At 66.5% G+C, this 25,616-nt stretch carries 31 protein-coding genes; 8 read left to right on the top strand and 23 right to left on the bottom strand.

Annotation, left to right across the window (positions count from 1 at the left end; all coding sequences use genetic code 11):
- Positions 1-353: 353 nt before the first annotated feature.
- Together JX005_RS16465 and JX005_RS04910 are read right to left on the bottom strand one after the other, a co-directional pair.
- Positions 354-1,016, bottom strand: a complete 663-nt coding sequence (locus tag JX005_RS16465; RefSeq protein ID WP_281422030.1) for a site-specific integrase — start codon at positions 1,014-1,016, stop codon at positions 354-356.
- 578 nt (positions 1,017-1,594) lie between these two features.
- Positions 1,595-2,176, bottom strand: a complete 582-nt coding sequence (locus tag JX005_RS04910) for a helix-turn-helix domain-containing protein (protein ID WP_214466309.1) — start codon at positions 2,174-2,176, stop codon at positions 1,595-1,597.
- A gap of 128 nt (positions 2,177-2,304) precedes the next feature.
- Here JX005_RS04910 and JX005_RS04905 point away from each other — a divergent pair, with 128 nt between their 5' ends.
- Entirely contained in the window at positions 2,305-2,493 is a 189-nt protein-coding gene (locus tag JX005_RS04905) for a helix-turn-helix domain-containing protein (RefSeq protein ID WP_214466308.1), read from the top strand.
- Between the two features lie 228 nt (positions 2,494-2,721).
- Here the strand turns inward: JX005_RS04905 and JX005_RS04900 are convergent, their stop codons facing one another.
- From JX005_RS04900 to JX005_RS04850, 11 genes are all read right to left on the bottom strand, one after another.
- A complete protein-coding gene (locus JX005_RS04900; protein WP_214466307.1) occupies positions 2,722-3,183 on the bottom strand; it encodes a hypothetical protein in 462 nt (153 codons plus the stop codon).
- Positions 3,180-4,172, bottom strand: coding sequence for a hypothetical protein (locus tag JX005_RS04895; protein ID WP_214466306.1), 993 nt, complete (start codon positions 4,170-4,172; stop codon positions 3,180-3,182). The genes JX005_RS04900 and JX005_RS04895 overlap by 4 nt, the downstream gene beginning before the upstream one ends.
- Positions 4,165-4,695, bottom strand: a complete 531-nt coding sequence (locus JX005_RS04890) for an RNA polymerase sigma factor (protein ID WP_214466305.1) — start codon at positions 4,693-4,695, stop codon at positions 4,165-4,167. Before JX005_RS04890 ends, JX005_RS04895 begins: the two co-directional genes overlap by 8 nt.
- 513 nt (positions 4,696-5,208) lie before the next feature.
- Complete coding sequence (locus JX005_RS04885; protein ID WP_214466304.1) at positions 5,209-5,634, bottom strand: hypothetical protein; 426 nt, start codon at positions 5,632-5,634, stop codon at positions 5,209-5,211.
- Positions 5,635-5,636: 2 nt separating this feature from the next.
- Positions 5,637-6,818, bottom strand: coding sequence for a S1 family peptidase (locus JX005_RS04880; RefSeq protein ID WP_214466303.1), 1,182 nt, complete (start codon positions 6,816-6,818; stop codon positions 5,637-5,639).
- Between the two features lie 520 nt (positions 6,819-7,338).
- A complete protein-coding gene (locus JX005_RS04875) occupies positions 7,339-8,439 on the bottom strand; it encodes an ABC transporter permease (protein WP_307858493.1) in 1,101 nt (366 codons plus the stop codon).
- Positions 8,436-9,176, bottom strand: coding sequence for an ABC transporter ATP-binding protein (locus JX005_RS04870; RefSeq protein ID WP_307858492.1), 741 nt, complete (start codon positions 9,174-9,176; stop codon positions 8,436-8,438). The genes JX005_RS04875 and JX005_RS04870 overlap by 4 nt, the downstream gene beginning before the upstream one ends.
- Positions 9,173-10,285: a peptidoglycan-binding domain-containing protein gene (locus tag JX005_RS04865; protein WP_246533557.1), complete on the bottom strand. Its 1,113-nt coding sequence runs from the start codon at positions 10,283-10,285 to the stop codon at positions 9,173-9,175. The genes JX005_RS04870 and JX005_RS04865 overlap by 4 nt, the downstream gene beginning before the upstream one ends.
- Before the next feature lie 140 nt (positions 10,286-10,425).
- Entirely contained in the window at positions 10,426-10,989 is a 564-nt protein-coding gene (locus tag JX005_RS04860; RefSeq protein ID WP_214466302.1) for a hypothetical protein, read from the bottom strand.
- A gap of 170 nt (positions 10,990-11,159) precedes the next feature.
- A complete protein-coding gene (locus tag JX005_RS04855; RefSeq protein ID WP_214466301.1) occupies positions 11,160-11,714 on the bottom strand; it encodes a hypothetical protein in 555 nt (184 codons plus the stop codon).
- A gap of 254 nt (positions 11,715-11,968) precedes the next feature.
- Complete coding sequence (locus JX005_RS04850) at positions 11,969-12,376, bottom strand: helix-turn-helix domain-containing protein (protein ID WP_214466300.1); 408 nt, start codon at positions 12,374-12,376, stop codon at positions 11,969-11,971.
- 627 nt (positions 12,377-13,003) lie between these two features.
- Here JX005_RS04850 and JX005_RS04845 point away from each other — a divergent pair.
- The 4 genes from JX005_RS04845 to JX005_RS04830 all read left to right on the top strand — a co-directional run bounded on the left by JX005_RS04845 (position 13,004) and on the right by JX005_RS04830 (position 16,531).
- Positions 13,004-13,681 carry a hypothetical protein gene (locus tag JX005_RS04845; protein WP_214466299.1) on the top strand — a complete coding sequence of 226 codons (678 nt, stop codon included), beginning with the start codon at positions 13,004-13,006 and terminating at the stop codon, positions 13,679-13,681.
- 779 nt (positions 13,682-14,460) lie between these two features.
- Positions 14,461-15,321, top strand: a complete 861-nt coding sequence (locus JX005_RS04840; protein ID WP_214466298.1) for a hypothetical protein — start codon at positions 14,461-14,463, stop codon at positions 15,319-15,321.
- A complete protein-coding gene (locus tag JX005_RS04835) occupies positions 15,322-15,759 on the top strand; it encodes a PIN domain-containing protein (RefSeq protein WP_214466297.1) in 438 nt (145 codons plus the stop codon).
- 364 nt (positions 15,760-16,123) lie between these two features.
- On the top strand, positions 16,124-16,531 hold the full coding sequence (locus tag JX005_RS04830) for a hypothetical protein (RefSeq protein WP_214466296.1): 408 nt from the start codon (positions 16,124-16,126) through the stop codon (positions 16,529-16,531).
- 35 nt (positions 16,532-16,566) lie between these two features.
- Here JX005_RS04830 and JX005_RS04825 read toward each other — a convergent pair whose 3' ends face one another.
- Positions 16,567-16,734, bottom strand: a complete 168-nt coding sequence (locus tag JX005_RS04825) for a hypothetical protein (RefSeq protein ID WP_214466295.1) — start codon at positions 16,732-16,734, stop codon at positions 16,567-16,569.
- A gap of 79 nt (positions 16,735-16,813) precedes the next feature.
- Here JX005_RS04825 and JX005_RS04820 point away from each other — a divergent pair, with 79 nt between their 5' ends.
- On the top strand, positions 16,814-17,518 hold the full coding sequence (locus JX005_RS04820) for a spermidine synthase (protein ID WP_214466294.1): 705 nt from the start codon (positions 16,814-16,816) through the stop codon (positions 17,516-17,518).
- Between the two features lie 48 nt (positions 17,519-17,566).
- Here the strand turns inward: JX005_RS04820 and JX005_RS04815 are convergent, their stop codons facing one another.
- The 3 genes from JX005_RS04815 to JX005_RS16240 form a co-directional block, all read right to left on the bottom strand.
- A complete protein-coding gene (locus JX005_RS04815; protein WP_214466293.1) occupies positions 17,567-17,713 on the bottom strand; it encodes a hypothetical protein in 147 nt (48 codons plus the stop codon).
- Positions 17,714-17,794: 81 nt separating this feature from the next.
- Positions 17,795-18,472 carry a DUF6766 family protein gene (locus tag JX005_RS16020; RefSeq protein WP_246533556.1) on the bottom strand — a complete coding sequence of 226 codons (678 nt, stop codon included), beginning with the start codon at positions 18,470-18,472 and terminating at the stop codon, positions 17,795-17,797.
- 1 nt (position 18,473) lies between these two features.
- Positions 18,474-18,599, bottom strand: a complete 126-nt coding sequence (locus JX005_RS16240) for a hypothetical protein (protein WP_281422018.1) — start codon at positions 18,597-18,599, stop codon at positions 18,474-18,476.
- A gap of 250 nt (positions 18,600-18,849) precedes the next feature.
- On the opposite strand from JX005_RS16240, the gene JX005_RS04805 reads away from it, so the two are divergent.
- Positions 18,850-19,572 carry a GAF and ANTAR domain-containing protein gene (locus JX005_RS04805; protein WP_214466292.1) on the top strand — a complete coding sequence of 241 codons (723 nt, stop codon included), beginning with the start codon at positions 18,850-18,852 and terminating at the stop codon, positions 19,570-19,572.
- Here JX005_RS04805 and JX005_RS04800 read toward each other — a convergent pair.
- The 3 genes from JX005_RS04800 to JX005_RS04790 form a co-directional block, all read right to left on the bottom strand.
- Positions 19,569-20,306, bottom strand: coding sequence for a DUF72 domain-containing protein (locus JX005_RS04800; protein ID WP_214466666.1), 738 nt, complete (start codon positions 20,304-20,306; stop codon positions 19,569-19,571). The genes JX005_RS04805 and JX005_RS04800 overlap by 4 nt on opposite strands.
- Positions 20,307-20,331: 25 nt before the next feature.
- Positions 20,332-21,507, bottom strand: coding sequence for an alcohol dehydrogenase catalytic domain-containing protein (locus JX005_RS04795; RefSeq protein WP_214466291.1), 1,176 nt, complete (start codon positions 21,505-21,507; stop codon positions 20,332-20,334).
- 143 nt (positions 21,508-21,650) lie between these two features.
- Positions 21,651-22,043 (bottom strand): DUF7882 family protein, encoded by a 393-nt coding sequence (locus JX005_RS04790; RefSeq protein ID WP_214466290.1) that lies wholly within the window; start codon positions 22,041-22,043, stop codon positions 21,651-21,653.
- A 109-nt stretch (positions 22,044-22,152) separates the two neighbouring features.
- Here JX005_RS04790 and JX005_RS04785 point away from each other — a divergent pair, with 109 nt between their 5' ends.
- Positions 22,153-22,650 carry a MarR family winged helix-turn-helix transcriptional regulator gene (locus tag JX005_RS04785; RefSeq protein ID WP_214466289.1) on the top strand — a complete coding sequence of 166 codons (498 nt, stop codon included), beginning with the start codon at positions 22,153-22,155 and terminating at the stop codon, positions 22,648-22,650.
- Here the strand turns inward: JX005_RS04785 and JX005_RS04780 are convergent.
- From JX005_RS04780 to JX005_RS04770, 3 genes are read right to left on the bottom strand one after another with little or no spacing between them, the layout of a single operon-like run.
- Positions 22,640-23,593, bottom strand: a complete 954-nt coding sequence (locus JX005_RS04780; protein ID WP_214466288.1) for an SDR family NAD(P)-dependent oxidoreductase — start codon at positions 23,591-23,593, stop codon at positions 22,640-22,642. The two genes, JX005_RS04785 and JX005_RS04780, sit on opposite strands and share 11 nt — an antisense overlap.
- Entirely contained in the window at positions 23,590-25,074 is a 1,485-nt protein-coding gene (locus JX005_RS04775; protein WP_214466287.1) for a phytoene desaturase family protein, read from the bottom strand. The genes JX005_RS04780 and JX005_RS04775 overlap by 4 nt, the downstream gene beginning before the upstream one ends.
- Positions 25,071-25,568 (bottom strand): SRPBCC family protein, encoded by a 498-nt coding sequence (locus tag JX005_RS04770; RefSeq protein WP_214466286.1) that lies wholly within the window; start codon positions 25,566-25,568, stop codon positions 25,071-25,073. Before JX005_RS04770 ends, JX005_RS04775 begins: the two co-directional genes overlap by 4 nt.
- Positions 25,569-25,616 lie beyond the last annotated feature (48 nt).

Here is a 25,616-nt window from a genome sequence, read left to right as displayed (position 1 = left end):
CGCGTGACACACCTACTGGCACAGTTAAGGCCGATTTCGACCCCTCCAGAGGCCTGATTTTCCGCGGTTCGCTGATCGTGTGGAACTGGCCTGTTGCGACATGGCTGGCTCATGTCATGGGCGGAGCTAGCGGTTTTCGGACACGCTTCTGAGGCATCTGTTGTGTCGCTCGGAATGTGCCGGCTCTTCTCCGCCGCGAGAGTGTAGCGACCGCGCGAGGCTGCGTCCCGGGCTTTCGACGGCATATCCTCGGCGCTTCGCGCCTCCGGTATTCCACGGTCCCGGGACTCCGCCCCGCCCGATCGCTGATTCGCTGATGTCGGAGAAGCGCCGTGTCTGAGAGTTCCTGAGGACTAACTCGTCGTGAGCGCGTCGGCCCGGACGGGAGCCAGCAGCTCCCCCACAAGGTCCGCAGCGCCCCGCTGCAAAGTGCGCACCGCGTGTGAGTACGTATTGAGCGTTGTCTGGATGTCAGCGTGCCCGAGCCGCTCCGAGACGATCTTCGGATGAACGCCGGCGCGCAGCAGCAGCGTCGCGTGCGTGTGCCGAAGCTCGTGGAGATGAAGCCGGTCGAGATCGGGATGCGCGTCCGCGGCCTTGTTCACCCGCTCGCGCCACTGCCGCGAGAACTGCGTCGGGTTGTGCGGCCGGCCGAACCGGTTACAGAAGATCAACTGCTCGCCGCGCGCGAGTTCAGGCGCGACCGCCCGCAGCAGATCCCGCTTCGTGCGCAGCGCGTGCGCCAGCCGAGCGTCGATGTCGACGTTCCGCACGCGGCCGCTCTTGGTCTGACGGAAGTCGATGACCGGCTTCTTGCCGGCTTCCTTCACGTACGACATCGCGCGCGCGATCGTGATCACGTTGTTATCGAGGTCGACGTCCTTCCATCGCACGCCAAGGATCTCGCCGCGGCGCATGCCGGTGCCGAGCAGCGTCAGCCACGCCAGCCAGAGGTAGTCGCCAGTGGACTCGGACCACTCGAGGAAGAGTCGCGCATCCTCGGCCGACCAGGTCATCATCTCGGGCGGCGCCGCATCGATCTTGGTGGGAGGCGATGCCCGCTTGGCGGGGTTCAGCCGGATGAGACCATCCTCGAGTGCGTGCTGCAGGATCTGCGACAGCAGCACGTGAATGTGCCGGATGGTCGCCGGCCCCAGCGGCTCACCGATGTGTCCGCGGTCCTTTCGCCCGTCGCGCTCAAGCTGCCGATAGAGCCGGTTGAGCTGATCTTTCGAGATGTCGCTCAGCGGCGTGCGCCCTAGCGACGAGCTCTCGACATGGACGCGGTAGTGCTTTCGGTAGCCGGCGAGCGTCGTCGGACGCACCCGCAGCCCGTCGAAGTACTTCGCTGAGTAGGCGTTCAGCGTCTCGCGGGTCTCCTCGATATGAGTGCCACGGCGGATGTCAACCTGGAGGTCGGCCAGCGTCTCGCGCGCAAACCGCTCGGTTTCGAAGCCACGGCGGAAGCGGCGCACGTACTCACCGTCCGGGCGAACGATCCAGTACGCGATCCGGTAGCGGATCTCACCCGAGGGCGTCGTGTACGGCGAGAGTGTGCCCTCGTGGTTCACCCGTCGAGCCATGATGCTTCTCCTCAGCTGATCGACGGCCCCGTCGGCCCCGGTGCGCCGACGACCGGTCCGGTGGCATCGGCCCTCGGCAGCCTGATGCCTTCCGCGAGTCCATCGACGCGGGCGCGATTCATTAGCCGAGTCGCGGTGCTCTGGCTCACGCTCAAATTGTCGGCGACAGCCTTCAACGGCGGCATGCTCACCGCCGCCGCGAGACGGTAGATGGTCGCCGCGTCGGCGATGGTCTCTTCCGTCGTCCGCTCTTTCCGGTCGCGCATGCGCATAAGGTACGCCGCGCCAGACTCCGAGTGGTCCGTGCCGGTGGAAACTGTGGAAACCGTCAGGCCGGTTGCCTGCACCGCCCACTGGACTCGCACCTCGCGGAGCGTCAGGCTCGTCACCTCATCACCTTCCGCTTTGCGCCCGACGCTGACGAGTGCCGCGGCACTGCGCCCGAGCTTGCGATCGAACGTGATGTCCACGCGAATCGTTCCGGGGACATCCGGCTCTCCTTGGAGAATCGCCGTCCATGCCCGAGGGATGCTCACGCCGTTGCCCACCTCGACACGATCGTCGCTGATATCCGCTGTCGCGAGCTTCACCATGAGGGCAGTATCTCAGGCCGGAAAACGATGAACAAGGTTTGTCACGAAGCATTCATGACACATCTGGCTCAGACTGGTGTACAGTGTGGGCGCGTGCTGACATAGGTGGCTCAGAGATTGGACAGGAAATGAACCGGTCAGATACTTCCCTCGCACTCACATTCAAGGATGCCGCGATCCTCGTCGGCGTCGACTACCGCACCATCAAGGCGGGCGTCGACCGCGGGACAATCCCCAGCGTTCAGCTTGGCCCACGGCGCATGATCCCCCGCGCGGCGCTGCTGCGGATCTTCGCCGTCGAAGCCTCACCACGTTAGCGGCATTGCGCGACTGTTTTCGAACACGTCTGCGGACGTACTCAACCGTGCCGGTGATCGTCGTCGGCGAGGCGCTCATCGAGCGTTATCACCCACGGACATGCACCCAAGACACCGCCCCGACAGACACTCCGTGGCTCAACGTTCTAACGGGTCCTGTTTACACGGCATCTCATCGACGAGGAGATTACCCGCATCCAAGCCGGTGGACGCCGACGACGAGTCCGCCTAGCAGTACACGTTGGTAATGGCTGTGCGATAGGCCAACGGAACGTTGGCGTAGGTGTTGGCGGCAGCGCTCGCGCGCACGGTCGTACCCTCGCGCGCACTGAGCGTTCCGCTCGAGCGCGCGTTGGCGATCGAGCCAACTGTGCTCAGAGCGCTCGTCGACTTCGAACCGCATGTGGTCCAGGTGAGTTTCGTCCCGGCCATGCCGCCTTCGGAGTACGCGCAGATGCTGCCCGTCGCGCATGTGCCAACGGCACGAACGAGAGACACCTCGAGCGTCATTCCGAGCTCCGGCCACTCCGCCGAGCCGTAACCAGTCGCGACCCCGCCAGGCTCGGCGTCGAGAGCAAACGCGACGGACGGATGCACGTCTTGCCCGGACTCCTCTGCTGCAACAACCGATGTCGGCGCGCCTACGACGAGCGCCGTCACGAGGGCAACGGTGACGAGGGTGCGTTTCATTCTTGGTCCTTCCAAAGGGTGTACGAGATAACTGTGCCTTCCGGCACCTCGAGAGAGTTGTCGTTCGAGGTGACGCTGCTCTCGAGTCCAACGATGCGTCCGGACGAGGCTGAGACGAGGAGCACCGCATCTTGCCCAGGTCTGCTCGTCGCCGCCTTCAACCCGACCACATCCCTGCCCGCACGGTCTGTGGTGGTTCCGAGGACCGTAATGTTCTCGTAGTCGGACAGACCATGGAGCAGCGCAGAGTGCTGGGCGTTCGTCAGCGTCCACTCGTTCAAAACCGCATGCATTGCGAGGAACGCATCGCCCGCGAGTGACCGGTCGGGCGCGAACGCGGCGAGCAGAGCATCGAGAGCGGCCGGCTCGAGGCTGGCGGCGTCCGGAATCTGCGCGGGGAACTCACCGGGTGCGAACGTGCGCTCGTCGAGGACCGTTCCAGCCTCGTTAGCCTCGTCGGTGGCGACGGCGACGTCGTTGCCGTCCGCGAAGTATGGCTCGCCGGCAACGACCTTCAACGAGCCAGACAGGTCCGCTGCCCATTCGAGCTCGGTCACCGAAGGCGAAATAACGACGGTGGGCTCGGCTTGCCCATCCTCGGCGATCGTCAGGTTCCATGCAGTGGTTACGGCCTGCCGCAGAGGTTCGGTCACACTCTGCTGCTGTTCAAGGCGTCCCTGGGCCAAGCGAATCGCCTCCTCCGCGCTGCGACCTGTCGGCTGGTATTCGAGTGGCGGGGGCCCAAAGGCGGCGGCGGGCGCTGGGGCGAAAGGCTGGAAGACCGAAATGACGACAACGAATATGGCCAGCACCGCTGCTAGCGGTGCCGTGACCATGAGCGTGAGTCGGGCAGGCGAGCGCCTTCGCCCGACGGGCTCAGCGACGATGCGTTCGAGGATTGCGCGATGGTTTGCGCTGAGTCCCACCTCCGATGGGGTGCTCGCTGGATTGCTCTCTCGAAGGAGGCGCTCGAGTTCGTCGTCATTCATGGCTGCCTGCCTTCACCGGCTCCAAGAGAGCTGCCCGAAGTTGCGCCCGCGCTCGGTGCAATCGCGTCCAGATGGCGCCTTCCTTCATCCTCAGGACTAGGGCTACTTCTCCTGCAGTCAAGCCGTCCCAGTATGTGAGTCGAACAATCTGAAGGTCATTTTCGCTCAGCTTCGACATCGCCTCGTGTAGGGCCAGGCGGTCGAGGTTGCTGACCCCGGTGCCAGACACCGCTGTCAGCAACGACAGGGTGGCCATCACCCTTGCACCGCGGTACTCCCGCCGCTGATAGTCCCGGGTCTTGTGAATCGCGGTCCGGATGAGCCACGGGAGCCCGAAGGGCTCCTCCGGGTCGAGCTTCTGCCAAGCCACACGAAACACCTCAGCCGCGATGTCCTCGGCAACGGCACGATTGGAGGTCTGTCCCTCCACGTACCGGACGACCCGTGAAAAGTTAGATGCGAACATTTCACGAAACACAGCGTCTCGGAACAGGTGCTCCTCGAAAGGTGTCTTCCTGTTCACAGTTGCTCCGGACTTGCAGCGAAGGTCAGTCCAACAGTAACCGCGTGTCTCGACCCGCCCACCGCTTATCCACAGGTCGTAAGGAAGTGGCTCCGGCGGCCACAACAGAGGAAGCACCGCCCCTTGAACTCCGGCAGCGACCCGCTGGGCCGGCAATAGAACACCCTGCCGGCCCACGCGAGTCGTTCTGTCACATGTCTCGACAGTGCTTGCACAGCGGCCAGTTGTTCGTCCCCGACCGCTTGTTGAGGTCCGGGATCTGCTGGCCGCTCGGGCAATCATCGTGGACGTGGTGAACATCGGGGTCGGTGGGGTTGATTGAGTAGTAAGGCGAGACACGCATCGCGGACTCCTTCGGGTGATGACGGCCACGCGCCGTCACTCGGTAGTCGCTTCGAGCCTGCGGTTCCTTACGGAGTCGCATCAACGACTCGCGTCCGCGAATGCGGCGCTGCATCACGTCACCCCGCCCCAGCGACAGACGCGGGAACCACGACGGGCGGGAAATGTGCTCTACCGAGGATCTCCGACGAAGGCGATACCCGACCGGCCGCTGTCGTCGCAACCCTCGACGCCCTCGATCTCCATGTCGTAGTGGCCCGCGTTCGTGCGGACAACGTTGACTTGCTCGCCGTAGGCCACTTCGAAGCCTTCCGGCGTGATGAGACCGTCGGCTGTGACTTCAGTGTCGTCGTCGAGGATCACGAGTTCCTGCGCCTCACCCGGGAATTCGACGTAGAGGCAGTCGCCTGGACCAATTGTCACGGTGCCCTGGTAATAGATGTCAGGGGCGTCACTGTGGCCATCGGAGCGTAGGAAGGTGATGCCCCCCGAATGCTCGACAGAGAGGGATCCGCCGCCTTGTGGTTGTTGGCACGCCACTAGGAGCAGACCGAACGCTGCGACGACCGCGGTAAAAACGAGGCGTTGCGGCTTCATGTTCAACCAGTGACCACCGTTACGCCGAGAAGGCCGGGAAGGAGCCCAATCTTCGTGAAAACGGAACTTGCCCCACTGCGTCCTGAGTGGATGCCAAGCGCCTTCGAACCCGTGAACCACGGACCGCCCGAGTCGCCAGGCTTGGTGAGGATCCCGGACATCGCAGCCAGACCGCAGAATCTCGGAAAGTTCTCGTACACAGCACACCAATCAACGCCCACTACTGTGGCGCACCCGTTCCCAGTCGTCACACCGAACTTGCACGCAAGGATTCCTATCGTCGGGTTGCCGTATGACTTGACGGTTCGGTAGCTGCCCCAGCTCCAACGAAAGGTCGCTGGGTGGCTGCCCGACAGTCGAGTCCTTCGAAGGTCATGGCCGGACGCGATCGCGCTCATGCTCGTGCTCACCGACGCACCGTCGTACGTGGACGGAGTTGTCAAGCAATGCCTCGCAGTGGAGATGAAGTAGTTGGTCGACTGGCGCACGATGAAAGCGCCTGTGCAACCGGCGTAGCCCATCCCACCACGCGCATCGGGCGCGGGGGTTTGTGATTCGTCAGCGGCTGCCACCACGACGTTCACGGTGCCAACCTCGGCATCGAGGAGTGCACTCGCCTCCGCCGCGAGGACGGATTCGGCAGCCGCCGCATCGGGCTCGCTGAACGTCGTGACATTTACTGTGTTCGTAAAGACGTCGTAGCTCACCTGAAACCCCGACTGGCCGGCGGCCTGAAGCGTACCCGCGTACTGGTCCACCACAGCGGCCTGCGCTACCTCGCCGCGGAGATCTGCAACCAGCACGTCCATGTCCGCGCCCGCGGTAACTGCAGCAGCTTGCGCGGCGTTTGCACCACCGGGTTTCACGTGAATGCTTCCCGACCCGTTGCCCCACGCAGCCCGTACCACCACATCCCCGGGGGCTGACCGTACCTGGTCAACCGCAGCCAAGAACTCGTGCTGCCCGCTGAAACGCTGGATGACCTCGTCAACAGAGATTCCCTCGCTCGCAGCGAAGGATTGATAGTCCTGCATCTGCTCGGGGGTGATCGGGTACACGGAATTGAGCTCCGGCGCGGGTACGTCATCTGGATTCTGGGCGGCCAGCGACGCGGCGGGATTGACCAGAGCCAGCGCACCTACTGTGATAAGTCCGACCCCGACCCGCAAGCGCCATTGCTTCATGTATCGACCTTTCCGTCTTCGCGCAGCTGTCGACTGCGTCGTTGCGCGCTCATACTTGCATGCTGCGATAGCCCCAACAATGGCGCGAACTTGCCAATAGTGAAATGTAAGGAACTCGCCGTTCGCGCAACAATAGGGCGCTGCTCACGCCACACAGTTGACTGTCGATGGGGTGCACTCGGACTCCGTACAGGCGCAGCCGATGCGGTGAGCGCGATCGAAGAGATTCCGATGGGAATCCGGACATGGATCGACAAGTTCGTTGACGCAGATCGCGCGTAAATCGAGTGCCCTGGGTTCATCACAAGGTGTCTCCACGGGACTCGCAGTTCGCCAACGAGTTACTGGCGCCCTGCGAAGAGAGCCGGCCGCAACGCCGCGATGCTGGCCGTCGCGAGCGCCATATTCCCGAGGCGGCGGTAACAGCGTTCTCGGCATTAGTTCCCCGACCGCGATCGCCAATGCGAATGCGGCGACGAATCTGATCGCGAATCCGCTCACCGGAGGGCCCATGGCGCTTCTACGGGACGCGCAATTCCCGGATAGGTTCGCGTCGGCTGGCGACGATCGCCGGGAGGAGCGCCGCCACGATCGCCGTGCAGAGGGCGAGGACGGCGAGGGAGGTGGTGAAGGCGACTCCAGGGAGCGGGTCGCCCGAGGCGAAGAGGATCACTGCGCTTGCCACCGTGCCGACGGCGATGCCCGCCGCGGCGAGCACAGCGGTCTGAGTCATGAGGAGGGCGACGATCAGGCCGCGGGTGGCGCCGAGCGCGCGGCGGCGGCCGTAATCCTTGCGACGCATCATCACGAGGCCGTAGAGGAGGACGGCCACGAGGGCTCCTGTGAGCGCGAGTAGTCCGAGGACCAGCCCGCGCGAGAAGCTCCCCAGCTGACCCTGGATGAGGGCCCGGAGCTGCGCGAGGGCTTCGCTCGTCTCGACCGTGATCTTGCTCGGGTCGGCGGGAGCGAGCACCGAGAGCACCGCATCGCTGACGGGGGCCACGAGGTCGGGACGATCGGCAATCACCACTAGCACGCCCACCGCCTCCTCACCCGTCGCGTCTGGACGGGGAATGAGCGTCAAAGGCTGCAGCGCCGCGAGGAACTCCGGACTGGCCAACGTGCCGGCCACCGCGAAGTCGGCGCCGGTCGTGAGGGTGAGGGCGCCGACATCGTCGACGAGTCCGAGCTGGTCGAGGGCGCCTGGGGCGGCATAGGCGAGCTGGCCAGGCAGCGGCGAGTCCGCGGGGACGCCGAGCCGCTCCAAGTCGTTCCCATAGGCGAAGCGCACAGGTACGCGGGTGCCGTCGGAGACGAGGGTGTTGGTCGCGTCGATCGCGGTGGAGAACGCGCCCGCCCACTCGATGCCGTCGATGTGCGCGATCCGCTCGAGGACGTCGCTCGTGACTCCCGCGGCCTCCTCGGCCCGGATCGTGATCGACCGAGTGCCGGCCGAGTCGATTGAGCCGAGCACCTCCTGTTCGGCGCCGACGGTACGCCCAGTAGTGAGCATGACCGCGAGGATCATCCCTGCGACCATGAAGACGGTGAGTGCCGATGCCACCGGCTGCGACCTGGCGGTCGCGATCGCCTCGCGGATCAGCTCACCGGGGCGCGTCACAGTCGGATCTCCGCGTCGCACGCAGCGGCGACCTCGGGCGAGTGGGTGACGACGATCACGGCAGCGCCGGTGCGGGCATGGTCGCGCATCGCTTCGACGACGAGAACGGATGTCGCGGGGTCGAGGTTTCCCGTGGGTTCGTCTGCGAGCAGTACGGCGGGAGCATTCAGCAACGCTCGGCAGAGTGCGATGCGCTGAGCCTGTCCGCCGGACACCTGGCCGGGTTTGCGGTCGGGCGGCACGTCGACGCCGAACCGGTCGAGTAGCTCGAGGGCCCTGTCTCGGATGTCCCGCTTGGCCTCGCCACGGTACAGCGCGGTCTCAGTCACATTGTCGATCACCGTGCGGGTCTGGTCGAGCGCGGCGTCCTGGAACACGAACCCGAAACGGCTCGCTCGCAACCGAGCCCGCTGCGCGTCGCGCATCCCGGCCACGGATTCGCCATCGACCAGGATCGCGCCTGAGGCGGGATGCAGCATTAGGCCGAGCAGGTACAGCAATGTCGACTTGCCTCGCCCCGATGGCCCGGTCAGCGCGCTCATCGATCCCGCCGGGAACTCCGCCGACCAACCGTCGAGCACCCGGGTGCCGGCGGTGTACTCGAAGACGATGTCACGCGCTTCCAGCCGCGGCGTGCCAGGATCACCATCCCGCTCGTCGAACGCCTCTCCCCGGTCGTTGAGCGAGCGAAGCGAGACGAAACGCCCCGACGCATCAGGGTCCGCGTGTGCGCTCACCCGCCGCCTCCCTCGACCGCGGGGACGCGCACACGGGTACCCCCCTCGACGCCCTCAACGACCGACATTCCCCTGGCCGAAGTCACCACAGTCACTGGCAAGCGCGCGCCGGCCTCGTCGACCACCGCGACCTCGCCCCCGGCATCCGTCACCAGCGCCGCCGACGGGACGACGAGCCCGCCGGCGGTGGGTACCGTAACGATGACGGACGACAGCATCGCCTCGCCCGTCACCGGAACGAGCCCGCACGAGTCGCCGCAGATGACACCGCCGTCGGGACCCGCCAGCCCCACAGTGATCGTCTGCGTCTCGGCGTCGGCCACCTGATCGGTCGACACGGCATCCCATATCGACCCGTCGGGAGACGTGACCTGCACCTGCGTGCCTGTCGGGATCATCCCGGCTTGAGCTTCAGTGACGGGCAAGACGAACGTGGGTGCGGAGGGGAGCCCCAGAAGGACCTCCTCGCCTCCCGACACGCTCTTCCCTCGCGCGATCACCTTCGAGTCGAGCGAGACCCGGGTGGGCAGCGACGGCACGAAGATCACGTCGCCGAGCTCGGCGGTGCCGGTCTGCGGCACACCCAGCGACTTCTGCCAGGCCTTGATCGCCTGCACGGTTCCCGATCCCGCCTTGCCGTCCACGGCGCCGTTGTATAGACCCAAGGACTGGAGCATCCCCTGAAGCTGGGCGACATCAGCGCCCTGCGCATCGAGGCCTATCGCACGGAACGCCGGCACCTCGCCCTGCGCCACGACCACGGGATGCAAGTTCACCGTATACAGCACCGAGCCCTGCGACACCTGATCGCCGGGCTGCACCGCAGCCCCGGTGACCACTCCCGCTGCCTGGTTCGACCCCACCGGCGTCGGAGTCCACTCCGCCACGGTGTTCAGGTTGATGCTCGACCCGACCGATCCCGGCTCGACCGTGACGTACGTGAAGGCGGTGGCGTCGAGCGGGTCGTCGGCGGGCCGCAGCACCGTGGCCGCGGCCCAACCGGCGGCTCCCACGACAACTGCAGCGAGGACAATCGCGATGACCATCGGCCACCACCGGCGGCGCTGCGCCGTCGTGGTCTTGGGCGCTTGATCGGTGGCGTCACTCAAGGGCGCCTCCCCCTACGTCGCTGCGCGCGGTGGTGAACTGGGTGCCTCGACGCCATGGATCGAGCGTATGCGACCTCGTTCACCCACGTCATCGCAATCTGTGCCAGGTCTTCTCGACCCGTCACCTCGCGCGTGGGCGCTCATCCCCACCAATCATCCGGTTGCTGCGGACACGCGGCGTTGGCCTCGATGGACTCCTCTTCGGTCGCCGTCGCGAGCGCTTCCGCAAAGGGTGACCATGCGTCCTGCGTGTTGAACGTGTCAAGAAACTCCTGCAGCGACGGCGGAGGGCTGACCGTGTATCCAAGCGCGGTGAGGCACGCCACGCTGTCGTTGGCTTGATACTCGTACAGCCGTCGGAGCTGGTCCTCGGTCGGCGGAAGCGTGTATTTGTCTTCCAGCGGGTACGACGCCTGGCAGACGTACACCGCGACATTCAACGCGGTCCCCTGCGCCTTGGGCACCTCGCCGAATCTGATGCCGCCGTCGGCACCCAGGTCCGCGGCGAAACCCTGCTCGTTCACACAGTCCGCGACGAGGCCAAAATGCTCCTCCATTGTCACGTACCGCACGATCGCCGTCTCGGGTCGCACAGCCTTCGGATCCAAGCTTGCGATCGATGCCCACCTTGCGTCGAGCGACTCGCGATAGATCTCCGTTTCGGCCGCCGTTCCGTCCCCCAGCACGGTTCCAGAACCGGCCACGGGCGCAGGTGTCGACGCGGATCCCACCCCCCGATCGGAATCCGTGCATCCGGTGAGGAGAACGATGACGCACAGTAAGCCGACCGTAACCGCGCTTCGGCCCAGTCGGTCGCGATGTCGATCTGGCCTCATGCGCGCTGTCTGATGTGAGGGCCCTCGAGCTGGTCGGTTCAGTCCCAGAGATCGTCGGGTGCTTGCGGGCATGCAGCGACAACCTCCTCATATCGATCCCCGGTGAGCGATCCGAGTCCCACGAACGGCTGCCACATGTCCGGAGACTCGTACGTTTCCAGGAATACGGCGAGCGTCGGCGCTGGCGGCGTGTCGAGGCCGAAAGACTGCAAGCACGGGACTGACTCCTCGAGCCAGAACGCGTAGAGCTGTGAAAGCTGGGCGTCCGTGAGAGGCAGCGAGTACTTCTCCGCGAACGGGTAAGCGGCCCCGCACACGAATTGAGCCACGGCCAGTGCCTCCTGCTGCGCGGCCGGCACCCCGGGGCTCTCGATCCCTCCGTCCACGCGAACGATGGTCTGAAATCCCTGTTCCTCCAGGCAACCCGCGATTGTCAATGCCCAGGCTTCCGGCTTGATCTCGCGCACCTTCGTCGTTTCGGCCCGCACGGCGTCGGGGAAGACGGCGATCACCTGAGCCCAACGTTCATCGAGCATCTGGTCGTAGCCAGTTGTTGCGGTGGGCTGTGATGACTCCGAGATCGATGCAGTCACCTCTGCTTGCGTGCTCGGAGCACAACCGGCGGTTGCGAGGGCAATCGCAAGAGCAAGCAGCCCGGCCGCGTTCCTCCGCCTTACCGCGGTCAGGCCAGAAGCTGACGCGGCTGTTGAAGGCGGACATACCGTCAATTCTTCAGGTCGGGGTGCACACACGGACTGGCGGGATCGCAGAGTTCGAGCAAGCGGGATGCCGCGACCTGCCGCTCGACTTCCTCGTGGCATTCCTTCATCCTCACGCCGCCGTACCATCACGATCGGCGCTCAGACTCGATCCGTGGTGCCATCCTGGCGCGAAACTGCGACGGCGAGCATCTGAACCGCCGCCGCAAGTGTCTCCTCAAAGAGTCGCAATCGGAGAAGCCCGATCTGAGGGCCACCTCGGGCAACGGCAACCGATGGTCCTCTGCGAGCCACGTGCACGCCGCGCTGATGCGGGCTTCGGCAATCACTTGAGCGACTCCGACCCCGCGCGTCCGGAAGGCCCGATAGAGCTGTCGGCGCGACACGTGCAGTCGTTCGGCGAGTGTGTCGGGCGAGAGCTGGGGATCGGCGTAGCTCTGGTCGATCATCTGCATCGCTTCGATGAGCAGGGCGCCCAATGCGGAGGACGCATCCGCCAGGCGGACCGGAACCAGGCGTTCAGTGGTGTTGGTCATGGTTCCCTCCTTGCGGAGCCCGATCGGGGGCCCTCACCCAGGAAGTCGCCGCTGCCACCGGATCCTTACAACACCATTTGCGGCCGCTTGGCCGCTGACCAGGCGCGGCGCATGAGCATTCGTACGGGTGCCTGAAGTGAAATCCGGCAATCTGTGCCCGATCCTTCGAGACAAGTTGACGGCCTTTCGTCGCAGCGCTCACTATCTTGCGCGAGGACACCGCAAATGCGGCTATCCCGCCTGACGAAGAAGTGGAGCAACCCCATGCGTAATCAACCGAACGGTTCCAGCCGGATCAGAAGGGCAGTTCTGGCGGCGGCAGCCACGTGCTTGCTGGTAGCGGGCACCGTAGTGGCCGCCCCGGCTGCGAACGCCGCCGAGTCCTGGGACAAGACGCTCAGTTGCCTCGTGAACTACAACTGCCGGATCACGTCGACCACGACCAATGAGACGAGATACTACGTCGACGGAGTCCAGAAGAGCGTCTGGTTCTACGGTGGCTCCTACCAATGGACGGGCGCGATCTCCGCCGGGTCACACACCGCAAGAGTATGGACTTCAGGAACGATCTCGGCCCACACCGCTTCCTGCTACTGCCCGGGTGGCGTTTCGTGCGGGTCCTAAGAGATGCGGGCCATCGAGACTGCATGCCTGGCATTTCTCGCCATCGCACTTCTCACGGGGTGCAGCAGCGACGGCGAATCGCCACAGCCGGGCGAAACAGCGGCAGCAGTTCCCGACGACTGGGAGGTCACGCCCGCGCAAGTCGAACGGCTGTATAACGCGAAACTGGCGAACCTCGAGCAGGCCTACAGTCTCGACCACCCAGTGGACGCCCAGCTCGTTCGCTACGTGACGGCCACCGAGATCGCGCAGGTGATCTCCAGCTGTGCCGGCGAGGCTGGGTTCTCAGTGCAGCCGAACGATCAGGGCGGAGTCTCCATCGACCCTGCCCCGGCCGGCCAGGAGAGTGCGCTGAACGAGGCGCTCGCGCGGTGTGAGGCGATGTATCCGCTCGACCCTCGCTTCAACATGCAACTCCCGCGCTTGCGAGCCGAGGCACAGTACCGGTTCCTCACCGAAACCGTCGCAGCGTGCGTGCAAGAACAGGGCTACTCGTTATCGGACCCACCCTCACTGCAGGTTTGGCTCGACGACTACTATTCGACCGGCTCCGCGTGGGATCCCTTCGCGCTGGCCGCCGAGCAAATGCTTCCTGACGACGGAGCGGAGCCGCTCAACGAGTTGTATCGGAATTGTCCGACGATCAGCGAAGAAGTGTACCCGCCTATGGATCTGGGATGACTGTCATCGGCGCGTAGCGGGCCTTCCGGGCTACCCCTTCGCGCGCCGAGTACCGCTGTTATCACGAAGACCTCGGGTCCGACACCACAGAAGGAGCGCGCGTCACGAACAGCAACGGATGACAGGAGCGGCGATGCACGCAGGCACTCTTCAGTGGGGCCCTCAGATCCCTTGGCAACACTGGGATCGCGTGACAACCTGGTTACATGGCTCGAGGACGCCGGAATGCCAAGCGTGAGTTCGCTCAGGCGCGCGAGATCGAGGCACTGGAGCGAGCCGAAGCGGAACGCCGGGAGGCGGAAGCGAGGGCGGCCTTCGAGCGTCGCCTTGCTCGCAAATGGGGATCCGAACGCGCTGCGCTGGATCGCCTGAGCGCCCTGTCGAGAGACCTGGAGAAGCTCCATCGGGAAGAGTCCCGGATGCTTCGGGAGCGCGACGCTCTGGTTCAGATGCTCCGTCGCAGCGGGCAGAGCTGGGCCGCGTTGAGCGCGCGGACGAAGTTGAGTCGGCAAGCACTAATGAAGCGGGTCAACGCCTCACATGCTTCGCCCGAATAGCGAACGCTCGAGGCGCGCTCGGAGCACCGGACGCGCATGCTCCGCGCTGTCAGCCTCCAAACAAGTGCTCTGGCAAGCCTCAACCCGCACGCCGGCAGATCTCATCTGAATGAGAGGCGCGTCCGATCTCGCGCCGCTAGTCTGGAGCGCGATCCATGTCAGACACCGGGAGTAGTTTGAGGTGTCGCAGGGACAGCGCTTCAAGGGGTGGAGGTGATCCCAGTGGCAACACAGTTTGAGTTCCGGCTAATCGACGGAAGTGCCCCAGAGGGCGAGCTCGAAGCCGACCACCTGATCGCGATCGTGCAGAGCCTCAAGGAGGTCGCGACCAAGCTCGGTCGTGCTGAGACCGACGCTGAGGCATTCGGGCGCCCGCCGAAGCGCACGCAAAGAGTCGCCAAACTCACCATCGGCTTGGCCCCTGGGAGCACGAGGCTTCTCGCCCGGCGAACCGACGACGAAGACGCACTTGAGTTCGACCTTCAAGAAGAGCGGGTATTCGACGAGAAGTTTCAGGCGATCGTTGAGTCCATTGCGGTCGATGAGCGTCCCGATTGGGTAACGGACACGCTGGCCGCCGCCGCCGGCGACTTGCGCAACGCGCTCGAGAAAGCTGCGCCGAAAGTGGAATTCAAAGTCGGCGGTCAGGTTCGACGCACCTTCGCGACCTCTGCGACGCACAAAGAGACGTGGAGAGTTGCCGAGATCGACACAGGTGTCGATACGGTCACGTTCGTCGGGCGCCTCCGCGCGGTGAACCTTGACACCCACCGCCTGCAGGTGACAGACGACCTCGGAAACAAGGTTGCGCTCCCGAACGTGGTGAACGACGCGGACGTAGGAAGTCTTCTCGGCCGTCACGTCGCAATCGTCGGCACACCTGAACGGGACGTGAAAGGTCGCCTGGCGCAGATCCACGCGGCAACGATCGAGGCGGCTTCGCCGATTCCAGCAGACATCGGGGTGCGTGGGGCTGTGTCGCTGAACGACATCCTGGCGAGCGCGCCAGGCGCCGAGCTCGGGGCCGTCCCCGGGCTTACAGAAGACGAAGCCGAGCTGTACCTGAAGGCGATTGGCCTCTGAGTGGCGACCGTTCAGGCCGCACTGCTGGATACCGATGTGTTCAGCGCCCTCTACGTCACCCCTGCCCACGTCGTGGAGAAGCAGGGGCACCCGGTCGCAGCGTGGACTGCGACCCTCACCGGGTATCGCCCCTTGATTTCCTTTCAGACGAGGGCTGAGGTCCTTTCCGGCGCCTACCTTGCGGGGTGGGGCGAGCAACGAGTTGAGGCTCTGACCGACAAGCTCGATGCGATGCCGACGATCGACGAAGACCGTGAGGTCATCGAGGCGTACGCAAGACTTCTGGCGTCCGCAAGGGGTGTTGGCCACCCATTCGGAGACAAATCCCGCCACGTCGGAGACCGGTGGATCGCATCGTGTGCAATCGCCAAAGGGTTGCCGCTGTTGACGGGCAATCGTAAGCACTTCGCCAATGCTCCCCGGCTGACCTTGCTGTGAGCCTCCAGCGCCCACTTCACCAATGGATCTCGACATCCTCCCGGTAGGTCGGGCCGAAGACCAGATTTGATCGCCCCCGTTCCGGAGGGTTCGCAGGCCACTTGTGGAACAGGAGCCAGCGACGCATCTCTGGCTCACCGATCCCGCCGCGTGACACATCTACTGGCACAGTTAACTGCGACACGCCGTGTATCTAAGTGCATGGGGATGCTGGTGTGCCACTAATTCGGCATACCGAAAACCGCGGAATTACGCGGCAAAAGCGATCATTCGCACCCCACCAAATGAGAGTTCGAATCCCCTATCCTCCGCCACTCCCGCGTCTCGCTGCATACATTCGGCCGGGCTGCCTCGTCGTGTGGGTATGAGACGAATCCACTTCGCGGCCGCCGCGCTCTCCGCTGTCCTCGCAAGCTTCGTCGGCGTCTGGGCGTACTTCTTCCCGCTCGCGTTCTACGACTCGTTCCCCGGCATTCTCGGCAGCTGGGTGTCGGTCGACGGTCCCTTCAACGAGCACCTGATCCGCGACGTCGGCGCCATGTACCTCGCGCTCGGAGGTGCCAGCGTCGGAAGCCTCATCTGGCGCAACGACATCGCGTTCCGGATCCTCGGTATCGCGTGGACGATCTTCGGCGCTCTGCACTTCGCCTACCACGCACTCCATCTGCATCACATGCCGCTCGTGGACGCCATCGGGGAGATGGTCGCGCTCGGTGTGAGCCTGCTCCTCGGCATCCTGCTGCTGATTCCTGCACGCCGCCGCGACGGATGAGAAGGCGAACCCACCGCTGAGGCCTCGTGCTCGGGTCAGAGGCTGTGCTCGAGCCAGTGCGCCTCGTCGAGCGGGGGCGGCTCGGTCTCGAGGTGCTCCAGCTCCTCGACGGTGCGTTCGATCACCTGAAATCGCACCGGGATCGAGGGGGTTCGGCTTGCGCCGAGCAGGCGAGCGGATGCCTCGGCCTGCGTGATCTCCATCGCGACGTGACACCATGTCGGTCTACGGCAGTCGCGTACGACGAACCGGGCGTCGGAGTCCGGAGAACGAGGAATCCGCATGATCGCCCGATTCGAGGAACTCGACTGGCAAGAGACGCCCATGGGCGAGCTGACCCTCCGCCGGCGTGCCGATCCTGCGACAGGCGAGCTGATCTACGAGGTCAGGCTGAAGGACGAATACCTGATGTCGAGCCTGTTCACCGTCGCCGAGGAGGAGCTCGCGACCCTCGGCCTCGCCGCCGCGGAGGGCGCCGTACTCGACGTGGTCGTGGGCGGCCTGGGCCTCGGCTACACGGCCGCGACCGCGCTGCGCGACGGGCGGGTGCGGCGGCTCGACGTCATCGACGCGCTCCCCGCCGTGATCGGCTGGCATGAGCGGGAGCTTCTACCGATGTCGGCGCAGCTCGTCCGGGATTCCCGCACGTCCCTGGTGCACGATGACTTCTTCGCCGTGATGCGCCGGACGCCTGAGCCCGGCGACCCGCTCTATGACGCCATCCTGCTGGACGTGGACCACTCGCCGCGCCACACCCTCGACCCGAGTCACGCCGACCTCTACACCGCTGCCGGGCTCGCATCGCTCGCTCGGCACCTCAAGGATCGAGGCGTTTTCGCGCTATGGTCGGACGACCCGCCCGACGCCGAGTTCATGGCTGTGCTCTCGTCGATCTTCGATGCGGGCGCGGCGCACGTCGTGGACTTCGACAACCACCTGACGGGCGGGACCTCGTCGAACACCGTCTACGTCGCCATCCGACGCTAGGCCTCCCGGGAAGCCGCCTCGCGTTGGACCCGAGGCGGCGCGGGAGTGCTAGCGGTTCTTGACCCTCGTCACAGCGTCGGTGTTCTCGACGCGACTGCTGGCGGCTCGCTTGTCGGCCTTTGCGGCGCGCTTCTCTTTGAGGGTCTTGGATGGGGCGGTCTTGCCGCCCTCTTTCCGTGCGGACTTCTCACCCATGGTCGTGCTCCTTCGAGAGCCACGGTGACCCTGTAGGCCTGACGCTACACGTCAGGCGCGGAGAAGGTGGGAGAGAAGCCTCTACTGCGACTCCTCGGCGCTGACGTGATGGGGCACACCGACCGGCTTGGACTCGCTGGAGCCCCGCTGGCGCAGGAAGATCGAGAACGCGATCATCGCGCCCACCGCGAGGAACTCGGATTGCCAGTTCTGGAGAGTGCGGTTCCAGAAGTCGGAGGTCACGAGATACTCGGCCCACGCGATCGGCGGCTGCCCGTGCTGAGCCTGCTCCGAGTTGAACACGACGGTTCCCGCGAGCGACTGCGCCAGCCACGACAGCGTGAAGATGGCTCCCATCACGAGCAGCAGCGAGTTGGAGAACACCAGCCGCGGCAGACCGGGTCGCTTCGCCCAGTCGGGGGACTCCGGATCCGCGTACCGGCCCACCTTCTGCTCCTTGTCACTGCCCACGCCCTCGTCACCCGGCTTCTTGGACTCCGGCGATCCGCGCTGCACCAGCCAGATCGTCGCCGCAATGAAGAGGAAGAACTGCAGGAACTCGGACTGCCAGTTCTCGGCTACGTCGACCACGAACTCCGAGGAGGTCAGAAACTCGAGGAACGCCTCGGGCGGCTGCGAGTGCTGCACCAGCCGCTCGTTGTTCTCGAGGTAGCCCGCGATCGACTGGCCGATCAGCGCCAGGACGAACAGAGCGAAGAAGAGGATGCTGAGCGCGTTGTCGCGCACTGGGCGGAGCATGTCAGCGCCCCAGGAGCGGGATCGTGATCATCACGGCGAGGCCGCCCGCTATCACGACCATCCAGGTCCAGAACACGACCACCTCACCTGCCCGTGGTCCGGACTCTTCGGGCGTGAAATCCGCCATCTCACGCTCCTCGCTCCGTCGGGGCGAACGCCCCGTGCACAGAAGACTCTGGCGCAGGCCGCGTGGACGGTGCAGTGGCTTGACAACGGCGCTGCGGCCGGGTCGCCCTGCCGGGACAGGGCCGTCTCGGGTCACGCCGTAGTTTGTCAAGACACCCGCCGGACACGGGGACACCGGCGTACGGTGCAGGAGTGAGGCTCAGGTGCGAGGTCGCGTGTCATCGAGGTCTCGTCGAGGGCGGTGCTCGATCGTGACCGCTCACGATGAGCTGCCGCCGACGGACGACCTCGTCGCGGCGTTCACGCGATTGGCGGGCTCGCTCGACGCCCGTCACGACGTCATCGACACGAGGGACGCGCTGGTCCACGCCGCCGTCGACCAGACCGCGGCCGTCGAGGCAGGCATCGTCCTGGCCGACGCGGGGGGCGTACTGCACGTGGTCGGCTCGACGAGCGAACGGACGACCGACGTGGAGGAGGCCCAGCTGGGCACTCGCCAGGGCCCCTGCCTGGAGAGCTATCGATCCGCGGAGGTCGTGGAGACGCGTGACGTGCGTGCCGTCCGAGAGCGCTGGCCGGCGTTCACGGAGGTCGCCGAGTCGCGCGGATTCCTCTCGGGCTATGCCATCCCGCTGACAATGCGCGGGCAGTGCCTGGGCGCGCTGAACCTCTTCTTCGACGTGGAGGACGCCCGCACCGACCTCGACGCCGCCGTCGCACAGGCGCTCGCGCAGTTCGCGACGGCCGGGATCGTCGTCCGGCGGGAACGGCAGAGCCACGCCGACCGCGCTGCGCAGCTGCAGCACGTGCTGGACGGCAGAGTGGTGATCGAGCAGGCGAAGGGTGTGCTCGCGTTCCGGCACAGTGTGTCCGTCGACCGCGCCTTCGCCCTCCTGCGCCGGTATGCCCGAGAGGCGGATGCCCGCATCCGCGACGTCGCCGAGCAGGTGGTGAATCGGCAGCTCTCGATCTAACCGGTTCCGTCGGCCAGCAGCGCCCGCAGCGTCCGGGCATTGCGCACCGCGTGGCCTTCGCCGTCGTTGTTGAAGTACGCGTAGACGGAGTGCCCGGCGCCTTCCCACTCGCGGATCCGCTGCGCCCACCACGCCAGGTCATCGTCGGAGTACGAACCACCGTAGAGATGGTCCGGATCGGGACCGTGGAGCCTGACGTACACGATGGGCGCGGTCGCGCGCAGGATGCACGGGAGCCGTGCTCCGCTCATCACGCAGTACGCCGCACCTCGGTGCTCGAGGAGCCGGAAGACATCCTCGGTGGCCCACGAGTCGTGCCGGAACTCCACGACGGGACGCACCCATGCCGGCAGACGGCGGAGGAACCAATCGAGGCGCTCATCGTCGCGCTCGTGGGACGGGTGCAACTGGATCAGGAGCGGTCCGCGCCGCCCGTCGAGTTCGTGGAGACCCGCCTCGACCCGGTCGATCCACGCTTCCGGGTGCAGCAATCGGCGCGCATGCGTCAGCCCCCGCGGCGCCTTGACCGTCATCTCGAATCCCGCAGGCAGACGATCGCGCCAGGCCGCGAACCTGGCGGGCGGCGGCCACCGGTAGAAGCTGGCGTTCAGCTCCACCGTGTCGAACTCCTCGAGGTACCGCTCGAGCCGGGCTCCTGCGGGCAGCCCGGGAGGATAGAGCACGCCCTTCCAGTGGTTGTAGCTCCATCCCGACGTGCCGACGCGTGCCATCAGCCCGGATCGGATGCCGCGTGCCTGCTCACGGCTGCAGCACGACCTTGATGCAGCCGTCGGCCTTCTTCTGGAAGGTCTCGTACAGCTGGGGTGCGTCCGTCAGCGGCACGCGGTGCGTGGTGAGGTCCATGACGCCGAGGGGGTCGGCCGGGTCTTCGACCAGGGGCAGGAGCGTGTCGATCCAGCGCTTCACGTTGCACTGACCCATGCGCAGCGAGATCTGCTTGTCGAACATGGTCTTCATGGGAAGGATGTCGGCATCTCCCGCGTAGACACCGCTGATCGAGACGGTTCCGCCACGGCGGGCGACGTCGATCGAGGCGTAGAGGGCGGCGAGCCGGTCCATCCCCGCGGTGTCCATCACACGCCGCGCGACCGGGTCGGGCAGCATGCCGGCCGCGCGCTGCGCGAAGGCGATCACGGGGTCGCCGTGGGCCTCGAGGCCGACGGCATCCACGACCGCGTCGGCGCCCCGCCCTTCAGTGAGGTCGCGTAGCTGGTCGACGATGTCGTCGGTCAGGTCGAAAGTCGATGCGCCGTGGCGGTCGGCCAGCGCGCGCCGCTCGGCCACCGGGTCGACGGCGAGCACGCGATAGCCCAGATGCACGCCTGCACGGGCGACGAACTGACCCACCGGGCCGAGGCCCATGACCACCACCGTCCCGCCGTCGGGGACGTGGGCGTACTGGAGCCCCTGCCACGCCGTCGGGAGAATGTCGCTCAGGAAGAGGTACCGGTCGTCGGGGAGGTCGGCGCCCACACGGATGTGGTTGTAGTCGGCGAGCGGAACGCGGAGGTACTCCGCCTGACCGCCGGGCACCTGGCCGTACAGCTTGGTGTACCCGAAGAGGGCGGCGCCGCTGCCGTACTCGCGCACCTGAGTCGTCTCGCATTGGGACTGCAGTCCGCGGCGGCACATGAAGCAGTGTCCGCAGGCGATGTTGAAGGGGATGACGACGCGGTCACCGACCGCGAGCTGGGTGACGTCGGCGCCCACCTCCTCGACGATTCCCATCGGCTCATGCCCCAGTACGTCTCCCCGGTCGATGAAGGGACCGAAGAGCTCGTAGAGATGGAGATCCGATCCGCAGATCGCCGTCGAGGTGACGCGGATGATCGCGTCGGTGGGCTGTTCGATCCGCGGATCGGGGACCTCCTCGACGGTGACCTTCCGATGTCCTTGCCACGTGAGCGCCTTCATGGTCCGTCCTCTCGGCCCGTCCGCGCGGGCGTCGCTCGGCTTCCCCCGGAGGGGCTCCATCGATTCTCGACGCGGGCGCGCGGGGACGCGCGGGGCTTGACAACGATGCGCCCGCCCGGGAAGGCGACGCTGCGTCTGCCTGATCAGGCCAGGGTCAGCTCGCCGACCGTCTGCTCGACCGGAGGTACCGGCATCCGCTCATGACCATCGTCGTGTCGGCCAGCCTCGGCGAGGCGGACCACCAGCCCGGAGTTCGAGTTCGCAGCGACCGCGAGCGATGCCAGGAGAGCGCGATCGATCTCCGGCGCGTGAACCGTGTCGAAGACGAACCGCATCGCGATGGAAGGCTGGATCCAGATCGAAGAGCGGCCGTTGCCGTCGGCATGAGACCACGACATCAGGAAGCTCTCGCCGCGGCGAAGCTTGGTCGTCACGACGATCTTCACGTGGGCGAGCAGATCATCGGGGATGTCGATGGGATCGTCCTGATTGCCGTAATAGAGCTTCGCCATTGGTCCGACCATCCCCGCTGTCATTGCCCCCATTGTACTTCGATATCGAATATTCAGGTAATGAGAGTGTTCTCACTGAATTATGTCCAGCCGTGAGGGATACTCGATCGAACGAACGGCGATTGGGGCGCAGATGAATGCTCGGGACGAATCGATCACACCGGCCACGCCCGGCGAGCTGCCCGATGTCGCGGCCATCCTCCAGCAGCTCCGGCTGGCGGAGGCGCGTCTCACCCGTGGGCGACGGCAGGAGCTCGGCCTGACCCCGACCGACCGGGCGGCGATGCGGTACCTCCTCGAGCGTGCAGACACCCAGGAAGTCACGCCCACCATGGTCGCCCGCGGGCTGCACCTCTCCCCCGCGTCGGGCACCGCGCTCATCGACAGGCTCGTCGCGCGCGACATGGTCGTCGTCGAGCCGCATCCGCACGACCGCCGCAAGAAGCTCATCAGACCCGTAGACAGCACGATCGACCCCGACCACCTCGATCCGCTGACCTCGCGCCTGAGATCGATCACGGCGCGCCTCACGCATCACGACGCGCGCGTGATCGCGTCCTTCCTCGAGAGCGTGCGCGCGGCCGTGACCGAGACGACGCCTCCGAAAGCCCCCGCAGCCGTCAGGCCCTGAGGCGACTCCGCCGCGCCCACATCGCCGCCGCGACGCCGGCCGCGCTGGCCCAAAGGATCAGACGCACCACGCCCGACCGCCATCCGCCGTCGACGGGTGACGCCGCAGCGGGTGCCTCGAAGACGGTGCCGTCCGACAACGGCGCCTCGCCGCGGAGTTCGAGGTGCTTCTTCGAGAACCGCGTCACGGTGTCGTACGCCCGCGGCGAGGTCCGGTGCAGCGGCACGACGGCGCGCTGCAGGTGACCGACCGAGGTGGCGAAGCGACGCCGCGCCGGCGCACGCACGATGGAGCGCGCCACGCGCCCGGGCGACGCCGCCGGTGGCAGCGCGTGGACCGCCCGCCCCGTGACGTTCGCGGCGTGCTGGTAGATGGGAGTGTCGATCGTCGACGGCAGGATCACTTTGACCCGGATGCCGGTGCCTCGCAGTTCCGCACGGAGCACCTCCGCGAACCCGAGCAGGCCCCATTTGCTCGTGACGTACGGGGCGACGAGCGGTGAGCTCACCCGCGAATACAGGGACGCGACCAGGACGAGGGCGCCACTGCCCTGTCGCCGGAAGTACGGCAGCGCTGCACGCGCGCCGTGGACCTGTCCCATGAGGTTCGTCTCGAGCACCTGACGGAACACGGCGGCCGGCGTCTGCTCGAAGGCGCCGTAGCTGAAGGTGCCGGCGTTGCCCACCCAGACGTCGATGCGGCCGAACTCGCCTACGGCGGCCGCAGCCAGCGCCCGCACCTCCCCCTCGGCCGACACGTCGGTGGGGACCACGAGCGCCTGCGCCCCGAGCGCGCGGCACTCGTCCGCGACGGTCTCCAGCGCAGCGCGGCTTCGCGACGCGAGCACCAGCCGCGCACCCCGGCGCGCGTACGCATAGGCGGTCGCGCGTCCGATCCCGCTCGAAGCTCCGGTGATCACGACGACCTGGCCTCGGATCTTCATCGACTCGTCTCCTTCGGGCTGAGGTCGGGCAGCACACGCGTGCCGAACTCGTGGCGCAGCGCGCTGCGTGCGGCGAACCAGCCCGCGAGCCCGTGCACCCCCGGGCCGGGGACGGCGGATGCCCCGGCCAGGTAGACGCCCGCGAGCGGAGTTCGCCACGGATCGGGCGTGAGAACAGGGCGACGGATGATCTGCCACATCGTCGGGGCGCCCGCGGCGATGTCACCGCCGGGGTAGTTCGGATTGTGGCGCTCCACGTCGAGGGCCGTGCGCGAGCACGTCGCGAGGATCGTGTCGCGGAATCCGGGAGCGAACCGCTCGATCTGGGCGATCACCGCTTCCCTCCGATCGGCGACGCTGCCGGCCGGCACGTGCGTGTACGCCCACAGCGTGTGGCGGCCATCCGGTGCGCGACCCGGGTCGAACAGCGACGGCTGGGAGACGAGCACATAGGGACGCTCGGGCAGACGTCCGGCGTTGACCGCGTTCTCGGCATCCGCCACTTCGGCGCGCGTGCCCCCCACGTGCACCGTCCCGGCCCGGCGCAGTTCCGGATGAGCCCACGGCACCGGATCGCTCAGCGCGAAGTCGATCTTGGCGACTCCGCCGCCGTAGCGGAATCCTTCGAGGGCGTGACGATAGCCGGTGGGCATCGCCTCGCCTGCCAGGCGGAGGAATGCCCGAGGCGTGACGTCGAGCAGCGTGGCGCGTGCCGCCGGCAGCTCGCGCAGCGATCTCACCTCATGGTCGAGGACGACCTCGCCGCCGTGCTCGCGCAGGTCTGCCACCATCGCATCGACGATCGCCTGGCTTCCTCCGACCGGGATCGGCCACCCCTGCGCGTGGGCGTACGCCGTCAGCGCCAGGCCCGCCCCCGCCGCAGCGATGCTCGGCTGCGGCAGGATCGTGTGCGCCGCGACGCCGGTGAGCATGGCAGGCGCACCTTCCTCCCGAAATCGGGCACGCCAAGCAGCGGTGCCCTGCTCGAGCGCACGCACGCCGAAGCGGATCGCGGTCGGAGGATCGGCCGGGATGCCGAGGAGGGACGAGCCGGTGAACTCCGCAACGGCGGTCGCCTGTGCCGCGAGTGGACCCACGAGTCGCTCGTAGGCGGCGCCGTCGCGACCGAGTTCATCACGGGTACGAGCAAGGTCACGGTACGCCAGCGCAGCGCGACCTCCATCGAGCGGGTGCCCGAACGAGAGATCCGGTGTCACGAAGGGCACGCGCGACCGCAGCCCGAACTCGCGGAAGAACCGGGACTCGAAGGCCATCGGGTGCACCGCGGAGCACACATCGTGCCGGTATCCGGGCAGGGTCAGAGCGCGCGTCGCCGCCCCGCCGCCCGCCTGATCGGCACGCTCGTACACGCGGACGCTGAGACCGGCCCGGGCGAGCGTGACAGCCGCAGCGAGACCGTTCGGCCCGGCGCCGACGACGACGACGTCCCAGTCCGCGCGGTCGCCGGCTGCTCGGCTCATATCGATCCCGCGTCGGCGGCGCCGATCTCCTGCTCGGCGGTGGTGTCGCCGGGGGTGGGGACAGCCATCCCCTCGGCGAGGTACGCCAGGCGGTGGAGGGTCTCGGTGTTGCGCCAGTGCAGGAGGACGTCCAGCAGGACGTCCGGCACGTACCGGCCTGGACCCGCCACCGCTTCTTCCTGGATTCGAACCACGCTCTGCTCGCCGCGAGCCTTGACGTCGATCGTCACGCGCGCCTCGCCGATCGGCCATCCGCGCGCGCGGAGCACGAGCCGGCGGGGCGGGTCGCATTCCTCGACGACGGTCTTGTCGTCGAGGAGCATCGGCCAGGCGCCGAACGAGTGGTGCAGCTCGGCGCCGGCGGACGGCCACGCCTCGTCGACGTCGCGCATGCGGGAGGCGCCCACCACCCACGACGGATACAGCCAGCCGTCGCTGAGGACGCGGAACACATCCTCCGGCGTGCAGCGCAGCTCCCTCACGTTCCGAGACATCTTGCTCCTCCCCCGAAATCGGTCATGGGTGCGGAGCGGACGTGACAC

This window comes from Microbacterium flavescens, from assembly GCF_018588945.1.
Lineage (GTDB): Bacteria > Actinomycetota > Actinomycetes > Actinomycetales > Microbacteriaceae > Microbacterium > Microbacterium flavescens.
Note: the sequence above shows the minus strand (reverse complement) of the source record. Positions and strands in the feature narration are given on the sequence as shown.